20 protein-coding genes and 1 pseudogene are annotated in these 15,132 nt (G+C 66.0%); 15 read left to right on the top strand and 6 right to left on the bottom strand.

The window, feature by feature from the left end; all coding sequences use genetic code 11:
• The first annotated feature begins 518 nt into the window (after window positions 1-518).
• From ftsZ to FXF75_RS12885, 6 genes are all read left to right on the top strand, one after another.
• A complete protein-coding gene (gene ftsZ / locus FXF75_RS12910; RefSeq protein WP_163522289.1) occupies window positions 519-1,664 on the top strand; it encodes a cell division protein FtsZ in 1,146 nt (381 codons plus the stop codon).
• 290 nt (window positions 1,665-1,954) lie between these two features.
• The gene (locus tag FXF75_RS12905; protein ID WP_115795056.1) at window positions 1,955-2,122 is read left to right on the top strand and encodes a protein translocase SEC61 complex subunit gamma; all 168 of its coding nucleotides are present in this window, start codon (window positions 1,955-1,957) and stop codon (window positions 2,120-2,122) included.
• A 10-nt stretch (window positions 2,123-2,132) separates the two neighbouring features.
• Window positions 2,133-2,570, top strand: coding sequence for a transcription elongation factor Spt5 (locus tag FXF75_RS12900; protein WP_163522288.1), 438 nt, complete (start codon window positions 2,133-2,135; stop codon window positions 2,568-2,570).
• Between the two features lie 228 nt (window positions 2,571-2,798).
• Window positions 2,799-3,212: a hypothetical protein gene (locus tag FXF75_RS12895; protein WP_163522287.1), complete on the top strand. Its 414-nt coding sequence runs from the start codon at window positions 2,799-2,801 to the stop codon at window positions 3,210-3,212.
• A gap of 235 nt (window positions 3,213-3,447) precedes the next feature.
• Window positions 3,448-4,743, top strand: coding sequence for an MFS transporter (locus tag FXF75_RS12890; protein WP_163522286.1), 1,296 nt, complete (start codon window positions 3,448-3,450; stop codon window positions 4,741-4,743).
• Window positions 4,744-4,807: 64 nt separating this feature from the next.
• Window positions 4,808-5,563, top strand: a complete 756-nt coding sequence (locus FXF75_RS12885; protein WP_309221812.1) for an NAD(P)-dependent oxidoreductase — start codon at window positions 4,808-4,810, stop codon at window positions 5,561-5,563.
• A gap of 179 nt (window positions 5,564-5,742) precedes the next feature.
• Here the strand turns inward: FXF75_RS12885 and FXF75_RS12880 are convergent, their stop codons facing one another.
• From FXF75_RS12880 to FXF75_RS12865, 4 genes are all read right to left on the bottom strand, one after another.
• Complete coding sequence (locus FXF75_RS12880) at window positions 5,743-6,012, bottom strand: HAH_0734 family protein (RefSeq protein WP_163522284.1); 270 nt, start codon at window positions 6,010-6,012, stop codon at window positions 5,743-5,745.
• 78 nt (window positions 6,013-6,090) lie between these two features.
• Window positions 6,091-6,972: an alpha/beta hydrolase gene (locus FXF75_RS12875; RefSeq protein WP_163522283.1), complete on the bottom strand. Its 882-nt coding sequence runs from the start codon at window positions 6,970-6,972 to the stop codon at window positions 6,091-6,093.
• A gap of 80 nt (window positions 6,973-7,052) precedes the next feature.
• The gene (locus FXF75_RS12870) at window positions 7,053-7,451 is read right to left on the bottom strand and encodes a hypothetical protein (protein WP_163522282.1); all 399 of its coding nucleotides are present in this window, start codon (window positions 7,449-7,451) and stop codon (window positions 7,053-7,055) included.
• On the bottom strand, window positions 7,448-8,188 hold the full coding sequence (locus tag FXF75_RS12865) for a hypothetical protein (RefSeq protein WP_163522281.1): 741 nt from the start codon (window positions 8,186-8,188) through the stop codon (window positions 7,448-7,450). Before FXF75_RS12865 ends, FXF75_RS12870 begins: the two co-directional genes overlap by 4 nt.
• 400 nt (window positions 8,189-8,588) lie before the next feature.
• Between FXF75_RS12865 and FXF75_RS12860 the strand changes: the two are divergent.
• The 5 genes and pseudogenes from FXF75_RS12860 (at window position 8,589) to FXF75_RS12840 (ending at window position 10,824) form a co-directional block, all read left to right on the top strand.
• Window positions 8,589-8,869 (top strand): annotated as a pseudogene (locus tag FXF75_RS12860) (50S ribosomal protein L44e).
• A gap of 3 nt (window positions 8,870-8,872) precedes the next feature.
• Window positions 8,873-9,046 (top strand): 30S ribosomal protein S27e, encoded by a 174-nt coding sequence (locus FXF75_RS12855; RefSeq protein ID WP_163522280.1) that lies wholly within the window; start codon window positions 8,873-8,875, stop codon window positions 9,044-9,046.
• Window positions 9,043-9,843, top strand: a complete 801-nt coding sequence (locus tag FXF75_RS12850; RefSeq protein ID WP_163522279.1) for a translation initiation factor IF-2 subunit alpha — start codon at window positions 9,043-9,045, stop codon at window positions 9,841-9,843. Before FXF75_RS12855 ends, FXF75_RS12850 begins: the two co-directional genes overlap by 4 nt.
• A 34-nt stretch (window positions 9,844-9,877) precedes the next feature.
• The gene (locus FXF75_RS12845) at window positions 9,878-10,060 is read left to right on the top strand and encodes an RNA-protein complex protein Nop10 (RefSeq protein ID WP_163522278.1); all 183 of its coding nucleotides are present in this window, start codon (window positions 9,878-9,880) and stop codon (window positions 10,058-10,060) included.
• Window positions 10,061-10,065: 5 nt separating this feature from the next.
• Complete coding sequence (locus tag FXF75_RS12840) at window positions 10,066-10,824, top strand: proteasome assembly chaperone family protein (protein WP_163522277.1); 759 nt, start codon at window positions 10,066-10,068, stop codon at window positions 10,822-10,824.
• A gap of 76 nt (window positions 10,825-10,900) precedes the next feature.
• Here the strand turns inward: FXF75_RS12840 and FXF75_RS12835 are convergent, their stop codons facing one another.
• Window positions 10,901-11,437, bottom strand: a complete 537-nt coding sequence (locus tag FXF75_RS12835; protein ID WP_163522276.1) for a hypothetical protein — start codon at window positions 11,435-11,437, stop codon at window positions 10,901-10,903.
• Between the two features lie 139 nt (window positions 11,438-11,576).
• Here FXF75_RS12835 and FXF75_RS12830 point away from each other — a divergent pair, with 139 nt between their 5' ends.
• Together FXF75_RS12830 and FXF75_RS12825 are read left to right on the top strand one after the other, a co-directional pair.
• A complete protein-coding gene (locus FXF75_RS12830) occupies window positions 11,577-12,146 on the top strand; it encodes a J domain-containing protein (RefSeq protein ID WP_163522275.1) in 570 nt (189 codons plus the stop codon).
• Window positions 12,147-12,190: 44 nt separating this feature from the next.
• Window positions 12,191-12,949 carry a TrkA C-terminal domain-containing protein gene (locus FXF75_RS12825; protein ID WP_163522274.1) on the top strand — a complete coding sequence of 253 codons (759 nt, stop codon included), beginning with the start codon at window positions 12,191-12,193 and terminating at the stop codon, window positions 12,947-12,949.
• Between the two features lie 2 nt (window positions 12,950-12,951).
• On the opposite strand, the gene FXF75_RS12820 is transcribed toward FXF75_RS12825, so the two are convergent.
• Window positions 12,952-13,734, bottom strand: coding sequence for a winged helix-turn-helix transcriptional regulator (locus tag FXF75_RS12820; RefSeq protein ID WP_163522273.1), 783 nt, complete (start codon window positions 13,732-13,734; stop codon window positions 12,952-12,954).
• A 125-nt stretch (window positions 13,735-13,859) separates the two neighbouring features.
• Between FXF75_RS12820 and FXF75_RS12815 the strand changes: the two genes are divergently transcribed.
• Together FXF75_RS12815 and FXF75_RS12810 are read left to right on the top strand one after the other, a co-directional pair.
• Window positions 13,860-14,285 carry a putative toxin-antitoxin system toxin component, PIN family gene (locus FXF75_RS12815; RefSeq protein WP_163522272.1) on the top strand — a complete coding sequence of 142 codons (426 nt, stop codon included), beginning with the start codon at window positions 13,860-13,862 and terminating at the stop codon, window positions 14,283-14,285.
• 103 nt (window positions 14,286-14,388) lie between these two features.
• Window positions 14,389-15,084: a metallophosphoesterase gene (locus tag FXF75_RS12810; RefSeq protein WP_163522271.1), complete on the top strand. Its 696-nt coding sequence runs from the start codon at window positions 14,389-14,391 to the stop codon at window positions 15,082-15,084.
• The last annotated feature ends 48 nt before the right edge of the window (window positions 15,085-15,132 follow it).

Raw genomic sequence — 15,132 nt, 5'->3', positions numbered from 1 at the left:
TCACGGCCTCTGTCAGTCGTGTCCCGCCAGTCAGTCCCGTTCTCTCGGTCGGACCCGTCTCGACGGTCCGACCGTTCCGCGTTCCCCGCGTCTCCTCGACGCCCGCCTCGCCGCGCGGTCTGCCGAGCAAGACGGTCGCGAGCAGCGCGACCGCGACGGCCGCGCCCTCGCGCAGGCGACCGCTTTCCCCGACTCGTCTCTCCCCGCTCCGCTCGCGGTCGTCCCTCTCGGTCTCCTGTCCGTGCATGCTAACTCAGTTCGACGGATACGGACTTTGGGGTTGTGGCAGTGCGTTCGGAGCAGCACGGACGATGTCCGTCGATGCGCGTTCCGAGCGTGCCGTCTCGGTCAACTGCTTCCGTCGACCGTCTAGCACCTCGAACGTCGCATCACCCTCGAATACGTGTCAACCGTATCTCTTGTCTCGGCGGTATCACGCTAAATGACAGCATATGTCAGACATTCGTCCGACATAGAGGGGAAAGATAATTAAGCTCCGTTCTCAAGCCAACTTCAGCATGGACTCGCTAGTCGAAGACGCCATCGAGGAAGCCGAGGGGGGACAGGACTCCCAACAGCCCAGTTCGGGGGCTGGGTCCAAGGCGAACGCCGCCAACGCCTCGGGGACGATGACCGACGAGGAACTCAAGGACGTTCTACAGGACCTCCAGACCGACATCACCGTGGTCGGTTGCGGCGGAGCCGGTGGCAACACGGTCAATCGAATGGCCGAGGAAGGCATCCACGGCGCGAAACTCGTGGCGGCCAACACCGACGTACAGCACCTCGTGGAAATCGAAGCCGACACCAAGATTCTCATGGGCGAGCAGAAGACCCAAGGTCGCGGCGCTGGCTCGCTTCCGCAGGTCGGCGAGGAAGCCGCCCTCGAGAGTCAAGAGGAGATATACGACGCGATTCAGGGGTCCGACATGGTGTTCGTCACCGCCGGACTCGGCGGCGGGACGGGGACCGGTTCGGCTCCCGTGGTCGCCAAGGCCGCCCGCGAGTCGGGCGCGCTGACAATCTCCATCGTCACGACGCCGTTCACGGCCGAGGGCGAGGTCCGACGGACCAACGCCGAGGCCGGACTGGAGCGTCTGCGCGACGTGTCCGACACGGTCATCGTCGTGCCGAACGACCGCCTGCTCGACTCCGTGGGCAAACTCCCCGTCCGGCAGGCGTTCAAGGTCGCCGACGAGGTGCTGATGCGCTCGGTCAAGGGCATCACGGAACTCATCACCAAACCCGGTCTCGTCAACCTCGACTTCGCCGACGTTCGCACCGTCATGGAGAAGGGCGGCGTGGCGATGATTGGACTCGGCGAGAGCGACTCGGACTCCAAGGCACAGGACTCCGTGAAGTCCGCGATGCGGTCGCCGCTGCTCGACGTGGACATCTCGGGCGCGAACTCCGCGCTGGTCAACGTCACCGGCGGCAACGACATGTCCATCGAGGAAGCCGAGGGCGTCGTCGAGGAGATATATGACCGCATCGACCCCGACGCCCGCATCATCTGGGGGACCTCTATCGACGAGGAACTCGACGGCGAGATGCGCACGATGATAGTCGTCACCGGCGTCGAGTCGCCCCAGATTTACGGCCGCAACGAGGCCCAGCAGGCCAAGGCCAACAAGCGACTCCAAGACATCGACTACGTGGAGTAGTCGCGTCCGCCCCCGTCGAGCGCAGGTTTGGGAGCTATCGGGTGTCGCCCTGCCCCGTTCCCCTCTCGCTCTGATTCTCGGGGAGTAACGCACTGAGTCGTCTACCTTTCGAGGACGCCCGTTCGGACGCGGGCCGACCGAAGACTGCCGCGCCGACCGCCTTCACCGCATTCTCGAATGACTTCTGTGCGAGCGTCGTTTCGTAGCGGACACAGAGGAACGTGTCTGGAAACGAACGACCGACCCGATAGCAATAGATAGAAAAAGGACGGTCTCTAACCCCCGGTAACATGGACGTCAAACTCGACCTCTCGTCGTACGTGCGGGTGCTGAAACTCGCCAGCACGCCCTCGTGGGAGGAGTTCTCGAAAATCTCGAAAATCGCCGGTGCCGGAATCATCCTCGTGGGACTGCTCGGCTTTATCATCTTCGCCGTCATGAGTTTCCTCCCAGCGTAGGTGATTCAGAATGCCAATGTACGCAGTCAAGACGACCGCGAGTCAGGAACGCACCGTCGCAGACATGATTATCAACCGGGAAGAGCCGGAGATTCACGCCGCGCTCGCGCCCGACTCGCTGACGAGCTACGTGATGGTGGAAGCCGACGACGACGCGGTCATCAGCCGCGTTCTCGAAGAGATTCCGCACGCCCGGAGCATGGTGCCCGGCGCGAGCGACATCTCCGAGGTCGAACACTTCCTCTCGCCGACGCCGGACGTCGAGGGCATCGCGGAGGGCGACATCGTGGAACTCATCGCCGGTCCGTTCAAGGGCGAGAAGGCGCAGGTCCAGCGCATCGACGAAGGGAAGGACCAAGTGACGGTCGAACTCTACGAGGCGACGGTCCCGATTCCGGTGACGGTCCGCGGGGACCAGATTCGGGTGCTGGATAGCGAGGAACGGTAGTCCCTCAGACCACGCGAACGGCGGAGCCGTGAGCGGACTCCGAAGAGCGGAATCGTTACGACCGCAGTACTTTGCTATCGTTCTGACAGCCTCCGATTGTCGAGCGTCCGGTTCTGAATGCGTGGACTCCGGCAGCGCGCTACAGTGTCACCGAATCCCGCGACGGCCGACCGGTTCCGCCTCCGCCGAGACACCACGCTTTTCCACTTCCACCCCGAAGCCCGACGCATGGCAGACGACGACTCCAACGACAACGCACCGGACGAAACTGAATCTCAGGGCGGCGAGGGCGAGGAGAAATCCTTCCGCGAGCGCGTCGAGGAGATTCGAGAGAAGCGCGCCGAGGAGGGCGACGGCGAGGGCGAAGAGGGCGACCGACGCGAGCGAATGGAAGAGATGATGGGCGGCGGTGGCGGCCCCGGCGGCATGGGCGGCGGCAACCCCTTCGCGCAGATGATGGGCGGCATGATGGGCGGCGGTGGCGGTCCCGGCGGTGCGATGGGCGGCGGCCCCGGCGGCCGACCCGGCGAGAGCGAGTCCGTCGGTAGCGAGGAACTCGTCCGCGAGGTCCGACAGCTCCGCGACGAAGTCCGCGACACGACCCGACAGCTCCAGCGCATCGCGGACGCGCTCGAAGACTGAGACCGTCCACCCGTTTTCCGTCTCGCGCGACGAGAACAGTTGCATCTCCGCCTCGGTGGTAACCGACTCCGTCTCGGCGTGATTCGACGGCGGCGGTCGCACCGAAGGCTATCGGTCCCGGACGAATCTCCCGCCGTCCGGTGGTTACGTGGCTGCTACCGCCCCGTCGGCGCTTCCTCCCTTTCCGGGAGCCGTGGATTTATTACCGGCACATCTGCTATTTCGATTCGTAACAGTGGCCGAGTCGAGCGGCGGGTCACTCCGCCTCTTCCGGAACCGAGAGTTCGTGGCGCTCGCCAGCACCGCGTTCGCCCGGAGTCAGGCGTACTCGACGATTCTCATCGCGCTGGCGCTGTACGCCGACATGTTCGACACCTCCGGCACCGTCGAGGGACTGTTCGGGACCGCGTTCGCCGCGGTACAGTTGTTCATCGTCCTGCCGCTCGGTCGGTACGTGGACCTGCGCGACTCCAAGCGGTTCCTGCTCGCGGGTCTCGCGCTCAACGTCGCCGTGTTCGTCGGGTTCGCGTTCGTCTCCAGCGTCGAACACGTCATCCTGCTCCGGGTCGTGCAGGGCTTCTCAGCGAGCATTCTCTGGCTGACGGGTACCACCGTCGTCGGCGAAATCAGCCCCGACGAGTCGAGGGGACTCTGGATAGGGACGTACAATCAGGTCGGAGCGTTCTCCAGTCTGTTGGGCGACGTGTTCGGCGGTCTCCTACTGTTCCTCTACGACTTCGAGGTCACCTACGCGGTCCTGTCGGTCATCACCATCGGGGCGTTCCTCTCGGTGTTCGCGTTCCTCCGGGACAACCCCGGCGGCCGCGCCGACCCCGAGGAGGCCTCCGGCTACGAGACCCTCGCGGACCTGATGGGACGCCGGGCCATCAAGGCCCTCGTGTTCTTCCGGGGGTCGTTCAGCGTGGGGAAGATGGCGGTCATCATCTTCCTGCCAATTTACGCCCGGACCGAGTTCGGCATCAACGCCCTCGTCATCGGCGGCATCATGGCCGGGGGTAAACTCACCAAGTCGCTCACGCAGGGGAAGGTCGGCGACCTGACCGACCGCTTCGGCGAGAAGTACCGGTTCATCCTCGCGGGCGCGCTGACCTACGCGGTCGGCACCGCGCTCATCCCGCTCGCGGGGTTCGCCGAGGGGTACGTCCCCGGCGTGACCCTCGCCGCCCTCGGCGAGTCGCTGGCGCTCCCCGGCGCGTTCTTCGTCCTGTTCACCGCCTACGCGGTCCTCGGGGTGGCCGACAGCCTCCGACTCCCCGCGAGCATGGCGCTGTTCGTCGAGGAGGGCGAGCACTTCGACGCGGTGGGGTCGAGCCTCTCGCTCCGGTCCATCGCGTGGAAGGTCGGGCAGGTCGGCGGCCCGGTCCTCGTGGGGGCTATCTGGGACGCCACCTCGGTCCTCGTCGCCTTCTGGACCGCCGCGGGGTTCATCGTGGTTTCGTCGGTCGTGTTCGCGTGGCTGTTCACGATGGAACCCGCGCCCGACCACGTGGCCGCGGCGGCCGACGATTGACGCCTCTCCTCGGCCGGTCGGCGACCACGTATTTCCGGTAGGTCGTGGTACCCCCGCCGTGAACGTGGCAATCACAGGTGCGGCGGGCAAGGTAGGCCGACAGGCGCTGTTGGCGCTCTGCGGCCACGACGTGACGCCCGTCACGCACCGCGAACACGAGGACTTGGAGGGTCCGACGCTCGACGTGACCGACGCCGAGGCGTTCGCCGACGCGCTCTCCGGACAGGACGTGTTGGTCCACCTCGCGGGCAACCCCTCGCCCGACGCTGACTGGGAGGGCGTCTTCGAACCCAACGTCGGCGGCACCTACAACGCCTACGAGGCCGCCCGCGAGAACGACCTCGACAGGGTAGTCTTCGCGTCGTCGAACCACGCGGTCCAGATGCACAACGTCGAAGACCCCGCCGAACCCGAGTCGATGCGCGAGGACGCTCGCGCCGTCCGACCCGACGACCCCACCCGCCCCGACTCCTACTACGGCGTGAGCAAGGTGGCGGCCGAGGCGCTCGGCGAGTTCTACGCCGACCGCCACGGCATCGAGGTGGTCAACCTCCGCATCGGGTGGCTGATGGACGAGGACCAACTCCGGGAGACCCAAGACGGGGACGACGAAGCGCGCGCCCGTTTCGCCCGAGCGATGTGGCTGAGTCACACCGACTGTCGAGAGGCCGTCAAGTCCGCGGTGGGCGCCGACCTCCCCGAGTCGTCAGTGACCGCCCACGCCGTCTCCCGGAACGACGACCGCTATCTCTCGCTGACAGAGACGATGCGGAAACTGGACTACCGGCCCCGCGACAACTCCGCGGAGGTACTGGCGTAGTTCGTGGCTGTCGTAGTGCCGTGGCGCTACGGTGGCAGTTCTGGGCAGTTCGAAGAGAAGTAGCGTCGTCGGTTCTGCGGACCGTCTCGACCTGTTTCGACTGCCCTACTCGAACTACCGACCGGCCCGACTCGAACCACGTGAAAAACCGAAGCGGCGCTCGTGACGAAACTGCGGTGTTACGAGACTGCGATGTCCTCCGCGCGCTTCACGATATCGACGTCCTCGGCGTCGACGGACTCGGTCTCCAGCCAGTGGGGGACGTAGTTGCGCTTCTCGAAGTCCTCGCGCTCGTCCTCGGTGCCGATGGTACACCACAACTGGGGTTCGTCGGGACCGTGCCAGTCGCCCTGCCGACTGATGGCGAGGCAGACGCGCTCGTCGCCGTCGTAGTTGATGACGGCGTTCTTCCGGATGCCGGGGTCCCCGTGGATGATGAGTCGCTTCATGCGCGGCGATTCGGAAGGCGCGGGGTTAAACGCTTCGGGAACGCTCTCCGAGGGGATTCAATCGACCGTCGCCGGGCGTTACATGTCGGAGACGATTTCGTCCGAGAGGTTCGTCAGGTAGCCCGAGTGGTCATTCCCGACCTGCGAGGTGGCGTCGAACTCGTCGTAGTTCGGAGCGGGCGTTTTGCCCTCCTCGTAGCCGGTTTCGCCGAGGGCTTGGTCGAACTCGAACGAGTTGTAAATCCACTGGAGAACGTCGTCCTCGTTGCTGTGGTAGTTGTACGCGTTCGTGACCACGTTGGTGATGGCGTCGTAGGTATCCGGATTCTCCTGCGTCGGCGCTTCGTTGTCCTGTGCGGCCCCCAGCAGGTGGGTCGAGTAGACGTCGTACCCGTTGTCGGTGAACCACGACCCGTTCAGCGAGCGCAGCGAACTCAACAGCACCTGCGCGCCCAGCGAGTGACTGACGAACCGGACGTTCGACTCCGGACACTGAGACTTGTAATCCACCGCGACCTGCGCGAGCTTCGCACCGTTCTTCTGAGCCACGGTCTTGGCCTCGCCCCATCCGAAGTCCACGCCGCTGCCGACGTCGTTGTCCCACGTGTACCCGACCACGGTGCCGCCGTATCCGGCCCCCGTCAGTTCGTCGCGGGCGTGCTGAATCTTCTCCCGGGCCGCCTGCTCGGCACCGGACTCGCTGCTGTTCTTGTCCCATCCGTGGATGAACACCGTGAGGTCGCCGGTGCATCCCGTATCGATTCCCGGGACCAGTCCGTTGGTGTCGTAACTGCGCTGGGTCTCGCCGGAGACCAGCGACCCATCGTCGTTGTAGTGGTCGCGGGTCGAAATCAACGGGACGTCGTAGGCCGCTGCGGTGCCCGACGCTCCGGCGAGCGCGGCCAGTCCGGTGGTAGTCACTGCACTACGCTTCAGGAAGGTTCGGCGGTTGAACGACATACTACGATAGACGACGACCACCGACTTATTATTTTTCGTATTTATTCTATATAATTTTATTATCTGTCTGGGTGTGGCAGTCACCGAACGAAGTCCTCGATAGCGTCGGTCACCGAGTTCTGTCGGTTCTCCACCCGGCGCTCGTAACAGACCGTGCAGACGAGACCGGCGTCGCCGACCGGCGTGCGCTCGGGCGCGTCCCGACCGAAGTAGTAGCCGCAGTCGGCACACACGAGCAGGTCGTCCGCGGGCACGAGCCACCCTCTGAGCGACCCGTAAGCGGCCTCACCAGTCAGCAACTCCTCGGCCGGGAGTTCATCGGGCCAGTGAACCGAACGCGCGAGTCGGTCGGCGTGGTCGTCGTTGACGTGGTCGGCCCCTCGCTCGCGCGCCCGCTGACGGGCGGCGGCGCTGTCCTCTCCGGTCACGTGGACTCTGTGGTCGCAGTGGACGCACTCGAAGCGGTGTTCGACCATCATGCCGACTCGCCGGACTCCGCACGCTCTCGGTCCAGTACCGCTCCGTCGGCGAGTTCGTAGACGGTCGCCTCTCCCTTTGGTACCCAACACCCTCGGCGGTCCTGTCGGACGTAGTAGGCCCGTTCGGTTTCGCGCTCCGGGACGACCTCCGCGACGAACACTCGGTCGCTCGCGGCGACCGATTCGAGGACCGACTCCTCGGCCAGTGCTCCGGGGAGGTCGAAGACGACTTCGCGCGGCCCGGCCGGGAGCGCGGCAGCGAGCGCGTCCGCGTCGTGTCTGTCGAGCGTCGTGTCGCCGAGCAGGTCCCCGTACCGGGCGACGCGCACCCGCTCGTCGGAGACGCAACCGCCGTCTGCGGAGACGCCGGGTCCCGATTCGACGCTGGTGTCCGGTGATACCCGGAACGCGTCGCGCACCTCGTCGTAAGCGACCAGTTCGGGGCGGCTGTTCCGGAACCACTCGCGCACCCGTTCTCCATCGAGCGGTTCCACGGTCCGTCGGCCGCGGAACCGATTGTGCTCGGCACGCTGCCAACCGGGGTCGGTGTAGCGGACGAAGCAGTCACCGGGTGGTCCGGCCCACCGAGCGCAGACTCCGCCGTCGGTCCGGCGCATCGCCGTGAGGAAGTCCTGCGCTCGCGGGCGCGCCTCTCGACGAGTCAGGTGGTAGTTCCGAACGCGCTGAATCGGCGCACTCGACTCCGCCGAGGCCAGCAACTCGACGACGCCGGTCATCGTCCACCTCCCCGCCGCCTGCCCTGCAGGCGTCCGGGCGACCCCGTTCTCTCCCGTTCCGCGCTTTCGAGTCTCTTTCGGACTTGCATAGTCTCCTCCGACGACCGCAGTCGGGCGGGGCAGTTGGTCACACCACCACTTCCGCCGTTCCGCGGTCGTTACCCAATTGTACGAGGAGAGACGACTTAAAATCGCCCCACCCATGGTGAAAGTAAAACTGTCTCGGGAGTCGCACGAAGGGAGTCGCGCGGACGCGGCCGGTCGTGTAGACGAGGTTCGGTACGGATGGCCCCCGGTTCGTACAGAGAGTCACCGGCGACCCGCTCCGGTCGCCGACGGCGATTGTGAACCAAACGGGTTTTAAGCCCCGTGGCCCTACGTCACGCCAAGGTAGATATCTATGCAGATGCCACGCCGCTTCAACACGTACTGCCCGCACTGTAAGGCTCACGAAGAACACGAAGTCCAGAAGGTCCGAACCGGTCGTTCGACCGGAATGAAGTGGGACCAGCGCAAGCAGCGCGAAGGCTCGAAGGGTATCGGGAACCGCGGCCGGTTCTCCAAGGTGCCCGGTGGCGACAAACCCACGAAGAAGACCGACCTGAAGTACCGCTGCAGCGAATGCGGCAAGGCCCACCTCCGCGAGGGATGGCGCGCGGCCGACTCGAACTGGAGGACTAACCCATGGCAGGAAACTTTTACACCGTTCAGTGCCCGGACTGTGACAACGAACAGACCGTCTTCGGCAAGGCCGCGACCGAGGTCGCCTGCGCCGTCTGCGGCGCGACGCTCGCACGGCCGACCGGCGGCGACGCCGAATTCGAAGGCGAAGTGACCGAGACGGTAGAAGCGCGATGAAGTACAGCGGCTGGCCCGAACCCGGCGAACTCGTCGTCGGGAAGATAGACGAGATAGAGGACTTCGGCGTGTTCGTGGACCTCTCGGAGTACGAGGGCAAGCGCGGTCTCATCCACGTCAGCGAAGTCGCCAGCGGATGGATTAAGAACATCCGCGACCACGTCAACGAGGGCCAGACGGTCGTCTGCAAGGTGCTTGACGTAGACGAGAGCGCCCAGCAAATCGACCTCTCGCTCAAAGACGTCAACGACCACCAGCACTCCGAGAAGATTCAGGAGTGGAAGAACGAGCAGAAGGCAGACAACTGGATGGAACTGGCCTTCGGCGAAGACGTGGACGACGACAAGTACGCCCACGTCGCCAACGCGATGCTCGCGGAGTTCGGCGGTCTCTACGGCGGATTCGAGCAAGCCGCTATTCACGGTCCCGAAGCGCTCGAATCGACCGACCTCACCGACGAGGAGATAGAGCAAATCGTCGATACCGCCCGCGAGAACGTCTCGGTGCCCTACGTCACCGTCACGGGCTACGTGGACCTCGAAAGCCCGTCCGAAAGCGGCGTCGACGACATCAAAGAGGCGCTGCAGGCCGCGGAAGGAAACGGCGACATCCCCGAAGAGGTGGAACTCGACGTGACCTACGTGGGTGCGCCCGAGTACCGGATTCGGGTTCGAGCGCCCAACTACAAGACCGCCGAGTCCCAACTCGAAGAGAGCGCGGCCCGCGCCGAGTCCGCCATCGAGTCGGTCGGCGGCACGGGGTCGTTCCACCGCGAACGCCAGACCGAAGACGAGTGACTCTCCGAACGCCACCCGCCGACCCGCCCAAACAATGAAATCCGACATCCGCGTCTGCTCGGCGTGGCGAGACCGTCACGCTCGTCCGGTCTACACCCTTTCTGAGACGTGTCCCGACTGCGGAGCCGAGGCCGTCAACAGCGCGCCCGCGCCCTTCAACCCCGAGGACCCGTACGGTGAGTACCGACGGGCACTTAAGCAGCGCGCCCGCGAATAAGCCATATGGACGAACTCGACATCGAGACGGTCGCCGACCCCGACCTCCGGGACCCGGTTCTCGTAGAAGGGCTTCCCGGCGTCGGTCACGTCGGCAAGCTCGCGGTCGAACACCTCCTCGAAGAGAAGGAAAGCGAGTTGGTTCGGCGCGTCTACTCCGAACACTTCCCGCCGCAGGTCACCGTCTCCGACGACGGGACGACCGAACTCGCCTGCGCCGAGATTCACGCGGTCGAACTCGACGACCGCGACCTGCTGATTCTGACGGGCGACAATCAGGCCAGCGACAACGCGGGCCACTATCGACTCACCGACGCCTTCCTCGACGTGGCCGAGGCGTTCGGCGTCGAGACGGTCTACGCGCTCGGCGGCGTCCCGACGGGCGAACTCATGGACGAGTACGCCGTCGTCGGCGCGGCCACCGACACCGAGTTCGTCGAGGAACTCGAAGACGCCGGAGTCGAGTTCCGCGAGGACGAACCGGCCGGCGGCATCGTCGGTACTAGCGGTCTCCTGCTCGGTCTGGGCGAGCGCCGGGACCTCCGAGCGACCTGTCTGATGGGCGAGACCAGCGGTTACCTCGTCGACCCCAAGAGCGCACGAGCGGTCCTCGAAGTGCTGGAGGACGTCCTCGGCTTCGAGGTCGAGTACGACTCGCTGGAGGAGCGCGCCGACGACATGGAGGACGTGGCGAACAAGATTCAGGAGATGGAGAACCAGCAGTCCGGGATGCCGACCGACGAGAACCTCCGGTACATCGGCTAACGTCTGCTCTCACGTCGTTCGTCGTTCATCGGGGCCGCTATCGACGGTGTCTCGCAAGTGGAACGACTCGTTTTCGCTACCCGACCACTCGTTGTTTTCGCTCGGTGTACCAGTGATAGGTCGCCGACAGTCCCACGAGAACGAAGAAGTACCACGACCAGAACGCGACGCCGAACGTGGAGACGAAAAGGAAATCGAAGTGGACCGCGAGAAGGGTGACGATTCCGAGGAGACTTACCCCGAGATAGTACGTCGCCCAAGAGATGTTGTCCTCGGAGACGACCTCCATGTACACTTCGACCTCCTCGGCGCGGTCTCGGAGTTCGAGCACCTGTTCGCGCTGGTCGTAGTCCACGATTCCGAGTTCGTCGAGTTTCGGCAGATGCGTCTGGTGCAGCGAGACGTACACGCTCTTGCGGACGTCGCGGGGCGGCGGTGACTCGCCGGTCTCGACCGCGGCGATGTGCTCGGCCAGCGTGTCCACCGAAATCGGCCCACCTTCGTCCCGGAGATGCCGAATCACGTGTCGGCGTCGGTCGTTCCGGAGGACGTTGTGAATCTGGCTGGGTTCGAGTTCGCCCTCGCGGTCCGATGTCTGGTCCTGAACTGTCATACTACTACAGCCGATACCGAGGTGACATGCTGTTCTGGCAATCTCAGCCGACGAACATTAATGTTATCCCCGATTCGGGACCGACGGTCGCGGAACGAACGGCGAGAGTTTCTTTATCGCATGGCCCGTACCTCCGCGCGTGCTACCCGAATGGCTGGTCGTCGGTCTCTGGCTCTCGGTCGCAGTCGGGGTCATCATCGGCGTCATCTTCGTCGCGGGGGCGCGACTCTACCCCAACCAGCCGTCGAACGCGACCTCCACCGCGGGCGAGGGCCGACGCCGCGTCGAAATCCGGCAGTATCTCACCGCCATCGGCGAGGAGTTCGCCGAGGACCACTTCGTGGAGGGCCAGCACGTCGCGTTCTATCTCCCCGAGCGTGACGTGGCCATCACCTTCGACGCCCGGGCCTACTTCCGCATCGAGCGCTCGCCGACCTACGCGGTCCTCGTGGAACACGAGATGCCCGGCATGCATCTGGGCGACCGACTCCCCTTCGAGACGCCGGACCTCGCCGAGGACGACGACCACGTGGACCCGACCGAGGCCGCCTTCGCGGTCCTCGGGGTCTCCCACGGTGCGACGCTCTCGGAGGTCAAGAGCGCCTATCGCCGGAAGGTCAAGGAGGTCCACCCCGACCACGGCGGTGACCGCGAGGAGTTCCAGCAGGTCCGGGAGGCGTACACCGCCGCGAAGAACCGGGTGAGTTAGGGCGGCGACCACGTTTACCTGCCGCTCGGCCGATACTCCCCGCCATGGTGGCGATATATCCAGTACTCTCGCTGCTGGTCATCTTCGCGCTCTCGCTGCTCATCATCCGTATCGGCTCGGTCGCGCTCCGGATGACCGGTCTCTCGCCCGACGTCGCGTCGTTTCAGGCAACGTCGGCGTTCTCCGGGGCGGGGTACACGACCGAGGAGGCCGAGCGGGCGGTCTCGACCGCCGGGAGGCGCAAGGTGGTGAAGGCGCTCATCCGACTCGGCAGCGTGGGTCTCATCAGCGCCGTGGCGTCGCTCATCGTCTCGTTCACCAACTCCGGCGGTGAGAACTTCCGCAGTTTGGTCTACGTGGTCGGGGGCGCGACGGCTATCGTCCTCGTCGCGCGCAGTTCGTGGTTCAACCGACTCGTCACGCCGCTCATCGAGCAGTCGCTGAGTCGCACGACGAGCCTCGACGTTCGGGACTACGCTCGACTGCTCGGCCTGCAGAGCGACTATCGCGTCGCCGAAATCGACGTCGCCGAGGGCGATTGGCTCGCCGACGAGACGCTCGACCGGTTGAACCTCGCGGCGGAGGGCGTCCTCGTTCTCGGAATCAGGAGGGACGACGTGTACGTCGGCGCTCCCGAACCGGACACCGAGATACGGCCCGAGGACACCCTGATACTCTACGGGAAAGAAGAGCGGCTACGGGAACTCTCGGGGCGGGAAGCCAGCGACACCCGCGCTCACGAGGACGCTATCGCCGACCACGAGGCGGTCCTCGAAGAGGAGGCGAAACGCTTCGGCGAGTAGGTTCAGGCGAGTTCCGTGACTTCGTAGGCGACGTTGGCGTCGCGGAGCGCGTCGGTGACCCGACCCACTTGGTCTGCGGTGGAGACCACCACTGCGTCGAGACCCCTGCCCGCCGCCTCGGCGGCCACTTCGCCCGCGGCGAACGTCGTCGCCGGGTCGGCGTCTGCCCGTCGGAGCGCGACCACGGCCTCGACGCCGGTGGCGACGACGATGTCGGCCGACTCGCAGGCGTCGGTCAGCGTCTCGGCGTCGGTGACCGACGACCCGCCCGAACGAACCGGCGGTACCTGAAATATGGTGACGGTGCCCGGGTCGAAGTCGATGATGCCCTCGAACCCTGTCACTCCGACGTCCCCGCCCGCCTCCGCGTCGGTGGTGGCGACGCCGGTCGCTGGTCCCTCCTCGCCCGGGGTCGCGTGGAGGAGACCGTCGCGGAGCGAGAGCGTCACGGGGTCGCCTTCCGAGACGTCGTCGGTCGCGATGGCGGCGTCCTCCTGCACGTTTCCGAGGACGTCGTCGGTGACGTGGTCGGCGTACCGACGCACGTCCGTCGCCTCCTGTAGGAGCCAATCGACGCCCTCCTTGGTGACGGTGTACCGCGACCGGCCCTCCTTCTCGACGAGTCCGTCCTCGACCAGCGCCCGGATGTACTCGCTGACGGCTTGACTGGTCACGCCGACCGCCTCCGCGATTTCGCCCTGACTCACCGCGGGTTGGCGCTCGGCGATTTCGGCGAGGATGCGAAATCGGGTCGCGGTACGTTTGTTCTCCAGTACGTCGGCCATGTGTGCGGAGTTCGGCCACGCCGAACATAAATCCCCGGCGGTCGGTCGCGGGGGCTACCGCCCGAGACGCCTTCGGCCCGCCGCGTTCGCCAAGGTTTTCGACCACCGAGCGCGTACGCTCGGCCGTGTCGCGTCCGACCGTCGTCTTCGACACCAACGTCCTCGTGGCGGAACTCGCCTTCCCGGAGGAACCCCCGCTCTGCGTCGCGCTCGCCGAGTCAGGCGTCGCGGAGGTGGCGGTCTCGCCCGAACTCCTCCGGGAGTTCGCAGCGGTCCTCGGCTACGACCACCTGCCGCTGGCCGGCCGCGCGCCCGAGCGCCGCCAGCGGGCGGTCGAGCGCGTGGTCGCCGTCGCCCGCGTGGTCGAACCCGCGGTCCCTATCTACGCCGCGGAAGACGCCGCCGACGACGCCGTTCTCGAATGCGCGGTTGCGGCCGCCGCGGACGCGGTGGTCTCCGACGACTACCACCTCCGCGCGCTCGACGGTCTCGTGGGCGTGGCGGTCCTCACCCGGGAGGCGTTCCTCGACCGCTACACCGACCTCTCGTGAGCGCGGTAGGTCGAGACGGTCTCGCCGGGGCTGTTCCGACCGTCGGACGGACACCTCCGGTGGACCGCAACCCGGAAGACCGACGCGCCCCAACCACGCGTCAATGGACGCCCAGTTCCGCGATAGGGCGGTGTACCTCCTCGACGAGGACGCGCTGGTGGTCGCGGACCTCCACGTCGGCCGCGACGCCGCCTCGGCGGTCGAACTCCCCCTCGGCGAGCGCGCCGACATGACCGAGCGACTGGCCGACCTGCTGGCGGCGTTCGACCCCCGGGAAGTCGTCGTCGCCGGCGACCTGCTACACGCCTTCGACCGGGTCCCCGAGGGCGTCGCCGACACCGTGGCGGCGCTCCGCGAGACAGTCGAAGCGACGGGGGCGCGACTGGTCGCGGTCAGGGGCAATCACGACTCGATGCTGGACTCGGTCCTCGACGCGGAGGGCATTGCCCCGCGCGACGAGTACCGCGTCGGCGACACCGTCGTCCACCACGGTCACGCCGAACCGGCGGCCGAGGCGGCCCGCTACGTCGTCGGCCACGACCATCCCGCCATCGAAATCGAGGGGAAGCGCCACCCCTGTCTGCTGTTCGGGCCGGAGACGTTCCGCGGCGCGGACGTGGTGGTCCTCCCGGCGTTCAACCGCCTCGCGCCCGGGACGACCGTCAACGGGATGCGAGCGCGGGACTTCCAGACCCCGGTCGTGACCGACGCCGACGCGCTCCGCCCGGTGGTCTGGGACGACGAGAGCGAGGAGACGCTGTCGTTCCCGCCGCTGGGCGAGTTCCGTCGGCTACTCTGAGTTCCTACCCGTCCTCTCAAGCGACTGATTGCGGTTCGAGCGGACCGA

It is taken from the genome of Halorussus sp. MSC15.2 (genome assembly GCF_010747475.1).
Lineage (GTDB): Archaea > Halobacteriota > Halobacteria > Halobacteriales > Haladaptataceae > Halorussus.
Note: the sequence above shows the minus strand (reverse complement) of the source record. Positions and strands in the feature narration are given on the sequence as shown.

Coding starts and splice junctions, on each gene's coding strand:
- ftsZ (WP_163522289.1), top strand. CDS start 519: ATGGACTCGCTAGTCGAAGACGCCATCGAGGAAGCCGAGGGGGGACAG.
- FXF75_RS12905 (WP_115795056.1), top strand. CDS start 1,955: ATGGACGTCAAACTCGACCTCTCGTCGTACGTGCGGGTGCTGAAACTC.
- FXF75_RS12900 (WP_163522288.1), top strand. CDS start 2,133: ATGCCAATGTACGCAGTCAAGACGACCGCGAGTCAGGAACGCACCGTC.
- FXF75_RS12895 (WP_163522287.1), top strand. CDS start 2,799: ATGGCAGACGACGACTCCAACGACAACGCACCGGACGAAACTGAATCT.
- FXF75_RS12880 (WP_163522284.1), bottom strand. CDS start 6,012: ATGAAGCGACTCATCATCCACGGGGACCCCGGCATCCGGAAGAACGCC.
- FXF75_RS12875 (WP_163522283.1), bottom strand. CDS start 6,972: ATGTCGTTCAACCGCCGAACCTTCCTGAAGCGTAGTGCAGTGACTACC.
- FXF75_RS12870 (WP_163522282.1), bottom strand. CDS start 7,451: ATGATGGTCGAACACCGCTTCGAGTGCGTCCACTGCGACCACAGAGTC.
- FXF75_RS12865 (WP_163522281.1), bottom strand. CDS start 8,188: ATGACCGGCGTCGTCGAGTTGCTGGCCTCGGCGGAGTCGAGTGCGCCG.
- FXF75_RS12855 (WP_163522280.1), top strand. CDS start 8,873: ATGGCAGGAAACTTTTACACCGTTCAGTGCCCGGACTGTGACAACGAA.
- FXF75_RS12850 (WP_163522279.1), top strand. CDS start 9,043: ATGAAGTACAGCGGCTGGCCCGAACCCGGCGAACTCGTCGTCGGGAAG.
- FXF75_RS12845 (WP_163522278.1), top strand. CDS start 9,878: ATGAAATCCGACATCCGCGTCTGCTCGGCGTGGCGAGACCGTCACGCT.
- FXF75_RS12840 (WP_163522277.1), top strand. CDS start 10,066: ATGGACGAACTCGACATCGAGACGGTCGCCGACCCCGACCTCCGGGAC.
- FXF75_RS12835 (WP_163522276.1), bottom strand. CDS start 11,437: ATGACAGTTCAGGACCAGACATCGGACCGCGAGGGCGAACTCGAACCC.
- FXF75_RS12825 (WP_163522274.1), top strand. CDS start 12,191: ATGGTGGCGATATATCCAGTACTCTCGCTGCTGGTCATCTTCGCGCTC.
- FXF75_RS12820 (WP_163522273.1), bottom strand. CDS start 13,734: ATGGCCGACGTACTGGAGAACAAACGTACCGCGACCCGATTTCGCATC.
- FXF75_RS12810 (WP_163522271.1), top strand. CDS start 14,389: ATGGACGCCCAGTTCCGCGATAGGGCGGTGTACCTCCTCGACGAGGAC.